Source organism: Caballeronia sp. BCC1704, from assembly GCF_902833455.1.
Classification (GTDB): Bacteria; Pseudomonadota; Gammaproteobacteria; order Burkholderiales; family Burkholderiaceae; genus Caballeronia.
Map to the genome: position 1 here is coordinate 924,247 of NZ_CADFFT010000002.1, position 13,045 is coordinate 937,291.

The window sequence follows — 13,045 nt, forward strand, 5'->3', positions numbered from 1 at the left end:
GCCTTATGTACACACTCGGAATCAATGCGGTCTATCACGACAGCGCGGCGGCGCTGGTTCGCGACGGCGTCGTGATCGCGGCGGCGGAAGACGAGCGTTTCACGCATGTGAAGCATGCGAAGCGCCCCGTGCCTTTCTCGACGTGGCAGCTTCCTTTCGATGCCATCGACTATTGCCTGAAGGAAGCCGGCATCGAACTCGCGGATATCGACCATGTAGCGTATTCGTACGATCCGCATCTGTTCTCGGGCATGCCCAAGCAGGCGAAGGCGACCATCGCCCTGCCCTTCATGCCGTCGGAGCATGTGACCGGCAATCCCTCGGAATCGCCGTGGGACCCGCTTTTCCTGAGCTATATCGTCAATGCCCGCGGCCAGTTGCTCGACGGCGCGCCGCATCATCTGAAGAAGCGTTTCGCCAGCGGCGGACGCGCGCCGCGCTTCGAGTGGCACAACGTCGATCACCATCTGTCGCATGAGGCGAGCGCGTTCCTCGCGGCGCCGTATGAAAACACTGCGGTACTCACGATGGACGGCCGCGGCGAAGGCGTGACGACGAGTCTCGGTCAGTTCGTCGATGGCGAGTACAAGCGTCTCAAGCAAGTGGAACTGCCGCATTCGCTGGGCTTGCTCTACGAAGCCGTGACGGACTATCTCGGCTTCCTTCACTCGTCGGACGAGTACAAAGTCATGGCGCTTGCTTCGTTCGGCAAGCCCGCATACGTCGATCAGTTCCGCGAGATCGTGAAGTATCGCAACGACGGCAGCTACACCGTGGATGCGCCGCGTCTCGTTGAGCGCTTTGGCCCGCGACGCGAGCGCGGCGGTCCGCTCACGCAGCATCACTACGACATCGCTCATTCGCTGCAAGTGGTGCTCGAAGAAACGGCGCTGGATCTCGCGCGCTGGCTGCATGAACGCACCGGCCTCAAGCATCTGGCGATGGCAGGCGGCGTCGCGCTCAATTGCGTGATGAACGCGCGTCTGCGTGACCGTGGTCCGTTCGAAGACATCTGGGTTCAACCCGCTGCGGGCGATGCGGGCACCGCGCTCGGCGCGGCGCTCTGGACCGACTATCAGGAGCGCGTGAAGCAAGGCGATAGCAGCCGGCGCTGGCACATGAATCACGCGTATCTCGGCCCGCGTTATGAAGACGACGAGATCGAGCAATTCCTCAAGTGGTCGAAGACGCCGTATCGCCGGCTGCACGATATTGCGAGCGAAACCGCTGAGATCCTGGCGTCCAATCGCGTGATCGGCTGGTATCAGGGACGCACGGAGTTCGGTCCGCGCGCGCTCGGTGCGCGCTCGATTCTCGCGTCGCCGATCGATCCGTCCATGCAGGCGCGCCTGAACGAGATCAAGGATCGCGAAGACTTCCGGCCGGTTGCGCCCGTGGTAATGGAAGAACATGCTGCGGACTGGTTCGTCGATGCACGCGTCGCGCCGTTCATGCTCTTCGTATTCGATGTGCGCGAGGACATGAAGTCGCGCATTCCGGCGGTGACACATATCGACGGCACGGCTCGCGTGCAGACCGTGAACCGCTCGCAGCATCCGCTCTATTACGACTTGCTCGCCGCATTCAAGGCGCGCACGGGCGTGCCGGTGCTCGTGAATACGTCGTTCAATACGCGCGGCGAGCCGATGGTCAACTCGCCGCGCGATGCGCTCGAATCGTTCTGGACCTCGCCGCTCGATGCGCTCGTAATCGGGCCGTTCCTGATCGAGAAGCCGGGAGTGCGTGCATGAGCACGATTGCAGGCTCGTTTCCCTACGACGGCGCGAGGGACGCGTCCACGCAGCGCAATGCGGGCGCAGCGGCGGGCGCGGCCTTCGACGTGTCGGTGGTCGTGCCGACGTATCGGCGGCCCGACATGCTGGAACGCTGTCTGCGGGCGATCATCGCGCAGGACTACGACAAGGCGCGCTTCGAGATCATCGTGTGCGATGACGGTCCTGATGAAGCCACTCGCTCGCGCGTGACCGCGCTCGCACGCGAGTTCGACGAAGCGCCCCGCATCCGCTACGTTCCCGTTACCGCAACTCAAGGCCCTGCGGGCGCTCGCAATGCGGGATGGCGCGCATCGGGCGCGCCGCTGATCGCGTTCACCGACGACGACACGATCCCCGATCCGCATTGGCTCGCGGCAGGCGTCGCTGCTTTGCGGGCGGGCGCGGACGCCGTATCGGGGCGTATCGTGGTGCCGCTCGGCCCGCGTCCGACCGACTACGAACAAGACGCTGCCGGTCTCTCCCGCGCGGAATTCGCGACGGCTAATACGTTCGTGACGCGCTCGGCGCTCGCACGCGTGGACGGCTTCGATGCGCGCTTTACGTCGGCATGGCGCGAAGACTCCGATCTTCAGTTCGAACTGATGCGCATTGGCGCGCACATCGTGCGATCGCACGATGCAATGGTTCTGCATCCGGTGCGGCCGGCACGCTGGGGCGTGAGCTTGTCGCAGCAGAAGAAGAGCCAGTTCGACGCGCTGCTCTACAAGAAGCATCGGTCGCTCTTCAAGACACGCATTCGCAGCCTGCCGCCGCTGCTCTATTACGCGATCATCGTCGCCGTAGTCGTGGCCGTGTTCGCGCTCGCGAACGGCAACAACAAGCTCGCGGGCGTCTGCCTCGCGGGCTGGCTCGGCATGACCGCATGGTTCTGCTTCAAGCGCCTGAAGTCGACCGCGCTGACACCGTCGCACGTGCTAGAAATGGCGTGGACATCGCTATGGATACCGTTTCTTTCGGTGTACTGGCGAATTTATGGCGCCGTCAAGTTCCGCGTGGTATTCATATGAAACCGGAGAATGTCGAGCGCATTGCGATTTTTCGGGCGCTTCAGCTCGGCGACATGCTGTGCTGCGTGCCCGCGATGCGTGCCCTGCGCCGCGCTTATCCGAATGCACGCATCGCACTGATCGGCTTGCCGTGGGCGCATAGTTTCGTCGAACGTTATACGCATCTCGTCGATGAATTGATCCTGTTTCCGGGCGCCGTCGGCTTTCCCGAACAAGAAGAAACGGACGCGCACCTCCCCGCCTTTTACGACGCCATGCGCGCGCGCCGCTTTGATCTCGCGATCCAGTTGCACGGCAGCGGCGGCGTGGCGAACGATATCATCGAAGCGATGCACGCGCGCGTCAACGCGGGCTTTCTCAAGCCCGACGAAGCACCGCGCGCAGGCGTATTCATTCCGTGGCCCGACGCGTTGCAGGAAGTCGCGCGCTACAACGCGCTGATGCAGGCGTTGGGTATCGATGCGCACGACACGCAGCTCGAAATTCCGCTCACGCAACACGACACGCGCGAGTGCGATCAACTGATCGAACGGTATGGCCTCGACACTGCACGGCTCGTTCTCGTGCATGCCGGCGCCCAGTTGCCTTCGCGACGCTGGCCTGCAGAACGCTTCGCGCAAGTGGCAGCCGCGCTTTCGAGCGATGGCTGGCAAGTCGCGTTGACAGGCAGCGCAGGCGAAGCGGCCATCACCGCGAGCATCGCGAACACGCCCGGCGTGAACGCGATAGACCTGACCGGCAAAACGTCGCTCGGCGGGTTGGCGGCGCTCGTCGCGCGCGCGCGACTCATCGTGTGCAACGACACGGGGCTTTCGCACGTGGCGGCCGCGATGCGAACGAAAAGCGTCGTCATTGCCTCGGGCAGCGACACGCAACGCTGGGCGCCGCTCGATCACGAAAGGCATCGCGTGCTCGCGGACTATCCGCCATGTCGTCCCTGTTCGTTTCGCGAGTGTCCGTATGGGCATCCTTGCGCGCTCAATGTGAGCGTTGCGCAAGTGTTCGATGTCGCACGACTTCAATTGCCCGTAGAAAAACTGGAAACCGATGCCCACTGCTAATCAACGACGTCTGCGCGTGCTCACATGGCACGTGCACGGCAACTACCTCTACTACCTGACTCAGGCGAAGCACGATTTCTATCTCGTCACGAAGCCCGGTCATCCGCCCGGCTACGCGGGCAAAGTCGGCGTGCTGCCGTGGGGCGACAACGTCCATGAGGTACCCGCCGACGAAGTCGCGTCGCGCGAGTTCGACGTCGTGCTGTTTCAGCATCGCACGCACTGGGACGACGATCGCATCAACCTGCTTTCGGATGCGCAGCGGCGCTTGCCTCGCGTGTATATCGAACATGATCCGCCGCAGGAGAATCCGTTCGAACAACGCCATTGGGTGCAGGATCGCGACACGCTACTCGTGCATGTGACGCACTTCAATCGCCTGATGTGGGACAGCGGCGAAACACCGACGCGCGTGATCGAACATGGCGTGGTCGTGCCGGAAGGCGTGCGCTATACGGGCGAGAAAGAACGCGGCATCGTCGTCATCAATCATTTGCGGCAGCGCGGGCGCAGGCTCGGCAGCGACGTGTTCGCGGATGCCGCGCAACGCGTGCCGCTCGATCTGGTCGGCATGGACGCGGAATCGGCGGGCGGTCTGGGCGAGATCGGCAATCTGGATTTGGCTGCGTTCTCCGCGCAATACCGCTTCTTCTTCAACCCGATTCGCTGGACGAGCCTGGGCCTCGCCATCGTCGAAGCCATGACGATCGGCATGCCGATCATCGGTCTCGCGACGACGGAACTCGCCACCGTCATTCGCAACGGCGAGAGCGGCTTCATTCATACCGACACGAACGCGCTCGTCGATGTCATGCAACAACTGTTGCGCGATCCCGCGGAAGCGCGGCGTCTCGGCGAAGGCGCGCGCCGTCTCGCGCTCGAACGCTTCAACATCGACCGCTTCGCCGCCGAATGGGAAGCGACCTTGCGCCATGTCTGCAGTTGACCGACCGCGACCAATCACCACAAAAAGGAACCGACATGAAGGAAGCATATCGCAAGCGCATTCTGGTGACGGGCGGCGCGGGCTTTCTCGGCTCGCATCTTTGCGAACGCCTGCTGGCGCAAGGGCACGACGTGCTGTGCGTCGATAACTTCTATACGGGCACGAAGGACAACATCGCGCATCTGCTCGACAGTCCCAACTTCGAACTGATGCGTCATGACGTGACCTTTCCGCTGTACGTGGAAGTGGACGAGATCTACAACCTCGCATGTCCTGCGTCGCCGGTTCATTATCAGCATGATCCGGTGCAGACCACGAAGACGAGCGTGCACGGCGCGATCAACATGCTCGGGCTCGCCAAGCGCGTGAAGGCCAAGATCTTTCAGGCATCGACGAGCGAAGTGTATGGCGATGCGCGCGTTCATCCGCAACAGGAAGCGTACTGGGGCAATGTGAATCCGATCGGCCCGCGCTCGTGCTATGACGAGGGCAAGCGTTGCGCCGAGACGCTTTTCATGGACTATCGCCGGCAGCATGGTCTCAACATCAAGATCGCGCGGATCTTCAATACGTACGGGCCGCGTATGCATCCGAGCGATGGCCGCGTGGTGTCCAACTTCATGATGCAGGCGCTCGCCGGCGAGCCGATCACCGTCTACGGCGAAGGCACGCAGACGCGTTCGTTCTGCTATGTGGACGACATGGTGGACGCCTTCATCCGTTTGATGAACACGCCCGACGACGTGACGGGCCCGGTCAATCTCGGCAATCCGCATGAACTGTCGATGCTGGAGATCGCGCAGCGCATCGTCGCGTTGACGGGCTCGAAGTCGGAGATCGTGTTCCGCCCGCTGCCGATGGACGATCCGTGGCATCGTCAGCCGGATATCACGCAGGCGCGCCAGCTTCTCGGCTGGGAACCGGTGACCGTGCTCGACGAAGGCTTACGCCGCACCGCCGCGTATTTCCGGCAGATCATCGAGGCGCAGCAGACTCGTTCGGCACTGGCTACGCTTTGACGTTGTAGCCCGGCAGCGCGCGCGCTTCGTCTTGACGAGAAGCCGCGACTGCCTGCGCGAGCGCCTTGGCGAAACCTGCAATCGACGAGAAGTCACCATGCACGTGCTTGCGAAAGTAACCGGCCCACGCGAACTTGGCGTTGACCTCGGGCGAATCGGAATAGACACCGGCCATTCGCACGAAGGCAGCAAGGCTCAGATACGGATCGTCGGGCATCGCGGCGATGGACGGCGGCAGTGCTTCGACCGGCGTTTCGCGGCCTTGCGCATCGAAGGGATGAAGCCAGCGCCGCTCGCGCAGCGCGGCGATGAACGAAGCTTGATCGCGGTCGCTGTAGTCGCACGCGATCATGACCGGCACGACGTCGATGCCCAGTTCATACCAGGCGCGCGCCCAGTGATGATGATCGATCACATGCAGCGTGCCGCCCGGCCCGCGTACCACACGCAATGCGTGTTCGCGCAGGAATGCCGCGCGTTCGTGCTCGGGCGTGCTGCTCGTAAGACGCATTTTCTCTCGCACATGCTCCATACCGAGCGCGCCTTGCGTCGGCTTTAGTTCAACGATGCGCGCCGATGCTTCGGTGTCCATATCGTATCCTCATGCTTCGGTGCGCGCGGCGACCTGCCTGATCGCCGCGATCAGCCGCTCGGCGGGAACGGGCTTCGTCAAGTGCAACTGAAAGCCTGCCATCTGCGCGCGCAGCCGGTCTTCCGTCTGCGTGTGTCCTGTCAACGCAATGGCCGGCATGCGTTCCCCGAGCGACACACGGCGGCTTGCTTCCAGTTCGCGCACGCGGCGCAACACCTGATAGCCGTCCTCTTCGCCGAGCACGATGTCGCACAAGAACGCATCGGGCCATTCCTGCGTCGGCGCTTGCGCGAGCCATTCGAGCGCTTCCTTGCCCGACGCGGCCAGTCTCACGCCCGCCCCGGACATCTCCAGCACCGCGCCGAGCGCCTCGCGAGCGGCTTCCTGATCGTCCAGCACCATGACGCACAGGCCCTCCAGAGTGCCGGTAACGTTTGCGTTCGGCTCCGCGAGGCCCGCGAGACTGTCGGTATCGACCACGGGACGCAGCGGCATCATCGCGACGTAGGCGAGGTGGCCGTCGACATAGCCGACCGTGAACGTGCCGCCCGTTTCCGCCAGCGCCTGTTCGAGCCGGCGAGCCTGCTCCTGCGAAAGCGGCGCGGGCTGCGCGCGACGGCCCAGCACGCAAACACGTACCTGATTCGCTTCGCGTTCCACACGCAGTTCGACGCGCTCGCCACGCTCCGCCGCGCGTATCTCGGTGCGACACAGATCCGCTATCACGAACTGCAGCACGCCGGGGTCGCCGGTCACGCGGAGATCGGCATCGGGCATCATGGTGTAAAGCTGCACGCCATGTTCGACGATCTCCTCGTGCAGACCATCGACCACGCCCGCGATCAGCGCGCCGAGGCCGACCGGTTGCGCCGATACCTTGCGCTGCACTTGCGCAAGCTCGCCTTGTTGCGATTGCAGCGCCCACATGCGCGCATACACGCCACCGCGCTCGATCAATTCCGCATGCTGACCTTGCTCGACAATGCGGCCGTGCTCCATCACGAGAATCCAGTCGGCATTCACGACAGTCGAGAGCCGGTGCGCGATGACGATGGACGTGCGGCCTTGCGCGAGGCGGTCGAGTTCGCTCTGAATGGCGCGCTCGGAACGCGTATCGAGCGCCGAGGTGGCTTCATCGAACACGATGATGCGCGGATCTTTGAGAATGGCGCGCGCGATGGCGATGCGTTGCCGCTCGCCGCCCGAGAGCCGCACGCCGCGTTCGCCGACGCGCGTGTCGTAATGATCGGGCAATCGTTCGATGAAGCTGTCCAGTTGCGCGGCACGCGCCGCGCGGACGATATCGGCACGCGTGGCGGACGGCCGGCCATAGGCGATGTTATAGGCGATCGTATCGTTGAAGAGCACGGTATCCTGCGGCACGATGCCGATTGCTTCGCGCAGGCTCTTTTGCGTGACCTGCCGGATGTCCTGACCGTCGATGGTGATGACACCCGCCGTCGGTGAATAAAGCCTGAAAAGCAGCTTCATGAGTGTGGACTTGCCCGAGCCGCTGCCGCCGACCACCGCGAGTTTCTTGCCGGGATGCGCGCGAAAGTCGATATCGCGCAGTATCTGTCGCGCCGGATCGTAGCCGAAGTCCACGTGCTCGAATTCGATCTCGCCGGCCGTCACGACGAGCGGCTTGGCATCTGCCTCGTCCACGTCTTCACCGCGACGGCCCCGCGCAAGCAGAATCTCGAACATGCGTTCGACATTGACGATGGCATCGTTCGTCTCGCGAAAGACGAAGCCGAGCGTGTTGAGCGGCGCGCACACTTGCACGATATACGCATTCACGAGCACGAGGTCGCCCACGCTCATCGTGCCCGCCACCACGCTCTGCGCGGCGAGCAGCATCACGGCCGCGATGCCGATGGCGATCACGGTGCTTTGCCCCACATGCAGGATCGTCAATGCGCGCTGGTTCGCGGTGCGCGCGTCGACCCACTTGTCGAGCACGGTGGAAAGACGCTGGCGTTCGACGTCTTCGCTCGCAAAGAGCTTGACGGTCTCGTAGTTCAGCAGACTGTCGACGAGGCGGCTGTCCGATTGCGCTTCGAGCCGGTTCACCGCGCGTTGAAAACGCATGCGGTAGCGCGTGAAGATCAGCGTATAGATCGCGTAGCAGACGAAGGTCGCGCCGATCGCAACCATGAACGTCTTCGCATACTGGCTCACCATGATGGCGACGACCGTGCCGATTTCGATCAACGTCGGCACGATGGTGAAAATCGCGACGCCGAGCAAAAAACCGATACCGTCCGCGCCTTTTTGCACGTCGCGCACCACGCCGCCCGTTTCGCGCTGCGCATGGAAACGCGCGCCCATGTTGTGCAAATGAGAGAACGTGCGCGCTGAAAAAGACGCGACCGTGCGTTGCGTGACGACGCTGAACAGCACGTCACGCGCTTCGTTGAGCACGTCGCCGAGATAGCGCATCAGCACGTACGTCAGGATCACGAAGACCGGAAATACGGCGTTCGCGGTGGGCTTGCTGAACTCGTCGATGACGTGTTTCAGCATCAGGGGAACGGACACCACCGCAAGGCGCGACGCAATCATCAACGCAACGGCACCGAGCGTCTGCAAGCGAAACGTCCAGATCGCCTGCCAAAGGTCCTTCACGATGCGGTTACGAACTTGCGAGCGGCTGATTTCCGTGGACGCAGTCATCATCTGCATGCTTCCATTCTCGTTGTCGATGCAAGCAACGCGTAAAGCGGCAGCAAGTGCCGCGCCCGCGCACGCCCGTTCGTCTTTTGATGCCTAGAAAAGCGCTTGCTGTCCCGACATCAGCGTGGCGAAGTCGTTGCGCAAGAACGGCAGAATGCCGTCGGCCACGGGCTGTAGCTGCTTGCTCACGTAATGCTCGTAGTCGATAGGCGCATGACGCGCTTCGACCGGCTCGGGGCCGCCGACCGTCATCACGTAGCTGATCCATCCACCGTTCTGATATTGCAGCGGGCGTCCCTGCTGCGCGTTGAATTCGTCGGCGGTGCGCGCGGCGCGAACATGCGGCGGCACGTTGCGCTCATAGTCGTCGAGGCTGCGGCGCAGGCGCTTCCGATAGATCAACAGGTCGTTCAGCTCGCCGCGCCGCGTGCGCTCGACGTAATCGCGCACATAGTCTTCATAAGGCTCGTCCTTGAAGATGCGCAGATAAAGCTCTTGCTGGAAACGCTGTGCGAGCGGCGTCCAGTCCGTGCGCACCGTCTCTAGCCCTTTATAGATGATTTCTTCGCTGCCGTCCGCGCGTTGCGTGAGTCCCGCATAACGCTTCTTGCTGCCTTCGTCGGTGCCGCGAACCGTCGGCATCAAGAACCGCTTGAAGTGCGTTTCGAATTGCAGTTCCAGTGCGCTTTCGAGGCCGAATGTTTCGCGCAGATGCTCGCGCCAGTAATCGTTGACATGGTCGACGAGCGCGCGGCCGATGCGCGCGGCGTCGTCCTCGCTGCGGGCGCGGCGCAGCCACACGAAGGTCGAATCCGTATCGCCGTAAATGACGCTGTAGCCGCGTGCTTCGATCAGCTCGCGCGTGCGATGCATGATTTCATGGCCGCGCATGGTGATGGACGAGGCGAGCCGCGGATCGAAAAAACGGCAGCCGCTCGAACCGAGCACGCCATAGAACGAGTTCATGATGATCTTGAGTGCCTGCGAAAGCGGCTTGTTGCGCTGACGCTTCGCGGCCTCGCGCCCTTCCCATACTTGTTCGACGATGGCCGGCAGACAATGCTTGTCGCGCGAAAAGCGCGCGCCGCGAAATCCGGGCACGGTGCGCGTCTCTTCTTGCGCTTCGCTCATGCCTTGCGCGAGACCGACCGGATCGATCAGGAAGGTGCGAATGATCGACGGGTACAGGCTTTTATAGTCGAGCACGAGCACTGAATCGTAGAGACCGGGCCGCGAATCCATCACGAAACCGCCGGGACTCGCTTCTTCCGGCACGTCGCCGAGATTGGGCGCAACGTACCCTAAGCGATGCATGCGCGGCATGTACAAATGCGTGAACGCCGCGACCGAGCCGCCGCTGCGGTCGGCGGCCAGTCCCGTCACCGTCGCGCGTTCGAGCAGGAACGGCAGAAGCTCGGTCTTCTCGAAGATCTTCGTGACGAGCTCGCAGTCGGTCAGGTTGTAGCGTGCGAGCGCAGGCTTGTCTTCGCGAAAGCGCCGCGCGATCTCGTCCATGCGCGCGTACGGACTGTCGATCGCCTTGCCTTCGCCCAGTAGCGATTGCGCGACGTATTCGAGGCTGAACGAAGGAAAGTTCCACGTCGCCGAGCGCAACGCCTCGATGCCGTCCACCACGAGCCGTCCCGCGACGGACGCAAAGAAGTGATTGCGCTTCATGCCGTGCTCGCGCCATTCGATCACGCTGCCATCGCGGCCAATGGCCAGCGGCACGTCATGAGCGTCGGCATGCTTTTGCAGCACGCGCAGATCGAACTGCACGACGTTCCAGCCGATGATCGCATCGGGATCGTGCTCGGCGATCCACGCGTTGAAACGCTGAAGCATCTCCGCGCGGCTGGCGCAATATTCGAGGTCGAAGTCGAGCGGCGGATGCGCGTCGCCCGTGGGTGGCCCGAGCATATAGACCTGCCGCACGCCGCAGCCTTCGAGCGCGATGGAATAGAGCTCGGCCGTAGCGCTCGTTTCGATATCGAGCGAGACGAGCTTGAGCGCCGGACGATACGCCGGCGCAGGCTTCAGCTCACTGTGAACCACGCCGTCGCGCGCTTCGCCTTCGAAGGAAACGGGCGCGGTGATGAACCGCTCCATCAGATAGCGCTCGGTCGGACGGATATCCGCTTCGTAGACGGTCACGCCCGCATTCTTCAGCGTCTTTTCGAGCGCGAGCAATTGACGATACTGCGCGCAGTAAAGCCCGAGCACCGGCTTGTGTCGAAAGTCCGTGAGCGGCAGTTCGCGCAATTGCGCATCGCGCACGGCACGCACGAGCGGCTCGGCCTTGTCGCGATCTTCCGCGCGGATGAACGCAACCGGCGTTTGCGGCGCGATGCGGACCTTGCGTGGACCGTCATCGGTGGCGAGCCAGAACTCGACCTCCGTGCCCGCGGCCGTATCGCGCCAATGACGCGTCAGCAAAAAGCCCTGCTGGGAGTGATTCGGTGCCTGAGCCAAGGCGTGTCCTTCGAAAGCGCGTGCCATCGAAGCATTTTACTTGGGGGCGGAAAATGCAGCGGCGCGCATGGCAAGCGCGCCGGCGTGAACGAAGCGAGAAAGCTGGTGCAGAAAGTAAAACGCGGTAGCGGCATGCCGGTCATCCACCATCCAGAACATCCACGCTGGATGGTCCTCGAAGGATGCGCCGGCGCCGCTACCGCCTAAGCAGCCTGTGCGACCAGGCTTGCGCGCGGCGGCTGCAAGGCCGCCACGTTTTCGAGTGCGACATGCGCCGGAAACTCCGGTGCTGGCGGCACTTCGCTCTTGCTAGACACAACCTCCAGAGCGGCTTCTTGAACGGCCTGTCGAGCGGCCGCCGCTTTCTTGGTCTTCCCCGCGCGTGACGGCGGCTGGCAGGCCCCGCACACCACGTTGTTCTGCAAATCATGTTTGTGTGCGACAAACTTCCCGGTGCAGCGGCAGCACGCTGTCATCTGCAGCATGCCCGCGTCGAAGAAGCGCACAAGAGTCCAGGCCCGCGTAAGGTCGAGTACCGCCTCGGCGCCGCTATGATTGCAGTGCTCGAGATACAGCCGATACCCCTTGGTCAACGCATCGAGATGCGAACAACCGGCTTCGTTCTTGAGGAACGTATAGGTGTTGTAGAACAGCGATGCGTGGATATTCGCGAGCCACGTCATATACCAGTCCGCCGAAAACGGCAGCATGCCTTTGGGCGGCGACACGCCCTTCACTTCGCGATAAAGACGAATCATGCGATCCCGCGAAAGCGTGAGTTCGCTCTCCAGCACTTGCATGCGCGCGCCGAGTTCGATCAGCGCGATGGCGCGGAACACTTCCTGGGCGTCTTCGGTGAGGCTCTTCTTCAGCATGGCTCGCTCCGTCTCTCTTAAGCGAACTGTTCGGCCGGCTGGCCAGCCAGCAGGATGGCTGCGTGCGTCGGCGCGATGTCCGCGTTCTTCGCGGGCTGCGTCAATGCGGACAGCATCGAGTGATCGTTGAAGCGGAAAGCGCACAGCAAATTGTCGGATTGCGCGAGCTTGACGACCTGCGCGAGCGTGAGCCCAGACAGGAGGTCAGCCAGTTCGGCCGACAGCCCGAGCCGAAACATGCCGATGGCCCGGTCTTCGCGCAGCAGACGCTGTGCGAGCATGATGTAAGACAAGTTGATTTCCCGGATCGATTCCAGCGTCTCGCGACCGTTCATGGTTGCTGCTTCCAGTAAATCCCCGATTTCTCGCCGGCTTTTGCCGATATCTTTTTTGTGCCTCACCAGGCTCGCTTCGCCCGGCTACGTACTTTGATACAGGCCGTTACAACTTGTAACAACACTGTGAAACGGATTCTAAGTACGGCCTTAATCGAACGCAAGACCATCTCAATAATATTTTGTTGCAAACAACACTTTCGATCGGTAACGTTTGCTTCGTCGAGAAACCGGCAAATTTGACTGCGTTTCGACGTGAGGTTTTC

General features: G+C 62.5%; 10 protein-coding genes. 5 read left to right on the forward strand and 5 right to left on the reverse strand.

From position 1 onward, the window contains the following. Nucleotides 1-5 precede the first annotated feature (5 nt). Genes HWX53_RS13915 through HWX53_RS13935 form a run of 5 tightly spaced genes read left to right on the forward strand, consistent with a single transcriptional unit; the run spans nt 6 to nt 5,829 of the window. Nucleotides 6-1,751, forward strand: coding sequence for a carbamoyltransferase C-terminal domain-containing protein (locus HWX53_RS13915; protein ID WP_175941710.1), 1,746 nt, complete (start codon nt 6-8; stop codon nt 1,749-1,751). Further along, nucleotides 1,748-2,803 (forward strand): glycosyltransferase, encoded by a 1,056-nt coding sequence (locus HWX53_RS13920; RefSeq protein ID WP_175941712.1) that lies wholly within the window; start codon nt 1,748-1,750, stop codon nt 2,801-2,803. Before HWX53_RS13915 ends, HWX53_RS13920 begins: the two co-directional genes overlap by 4 nt. Next, nucleotides 2,800-3,864, forward strand: coding sequence for a glycosyltransferase family 9 protein (locus tag HWX53_RS13925; RefSeq protein ID WP_175941714.1), 1,065 nt, complete (start codon nt 2,800-2,802; stop codon nt 3,862-3,864). The genes HWX53_RS13920 and HWX53_RS13925 overlap by 4 nt, the downstream gene beginning before the upstream one ends. Beyond that, nucleotides 3,851-4,810 (forward strand): glycosyltransferase family 4 protein, encoded by a 960-nt coding sequence (locus HWX53_RS13930; protein ID WP_175941716.1) that lies wholly within the window; start codon nt 3,851-3,853, stop codon nt 4,808-4,810. The genes HWX53_RS13925 and HWX53_RS13930 overlap by 14 nt, the downstream gene beginning before the upstream one ends. Before the next feature lie 35 nt (nt 4,811-4,845). Beyond that, nucleotides 4,846-5,829, forward strand: a complete 984-nt coding sequence (locus tag HWX53_RS13935) for a UDP-glucuronic acid decarboxylase family protein (protein WP_175941718.1) — start codon at nt 4,846-4,848, stop codon at nt 5,827-5,829. Here the strand turns inward: HWX53_RS13935 and HWX53_RS13940 are convergent. From HWX53_RS13940 to flhD, 5 genes are all read right to left on the reverse strand, one after another. Beyond that, nucleotides 5,819-6,421, reverse strand: coding sequence for a ParB/Srx family N-terminal domain-containing protein (locus HWX53_RS13940; protein ID WP_175941720.1), 603 nt, complete (start codon nt 6,419-6,421; stop codon nt 5,819-5,821). The genes HWX53_RS13935 and HWX53_RS13940 overlap by 11 nt on opposite strands. Nucleotides 6,422-6,430: 9 nt before the next feature. After that, entirely contained in the window at nt 6,431-9,097 is a 2,667-nt protein-coding gene (locus HWX53_RS13945; RefSeq protein WP_175942434.1) for an ATP-binding cassette domain-containing protein, read from the reverse strand. Nucleotides 9,098-9,190: 93 nt separating this feature from the next. Beyond that, nucleotides 9,191-11,569, reverse strand: coding sequence for a DNA polymerase II (locus tag HWX53_RS13950; RefSeq protein WP_244140109.1), 2,379 nt, complete (start codon nt 11,567-11,569; stop codon nt 9,191-9,193). Nucleotides 11,570-11,772: 203 nt separating this feature from the next. After that, nucleotides 11,773-12,444, reverse strand: a complete 672-nt coding sequence (gene flhC, locus HWX53_RS13955) for a flagellar transcriptional regulator FlhC (protein ID WP_175941722.1) — start codon at nt 12,442-12,444, stop codon at nt 11,773-11,775. Nucleotides 12,445-12,461: 17 nt separating this feature from the next. Next, the gene (flhD, locus tag HWX53_RS13960; protein ID WP_175941724.1) at nt 12,462-12,779 is read right to left on the reverse strand and encodes a flagellar transcriptional regulator FlhD; all 318 of its coding nucleotides are present in this window, start codon (nt 12,777-12,779) and stop codon (nt 12,462-12,464) included. Between the last annotated feature and the right edge of the window lie 266 nt (nt 12,780-13,045).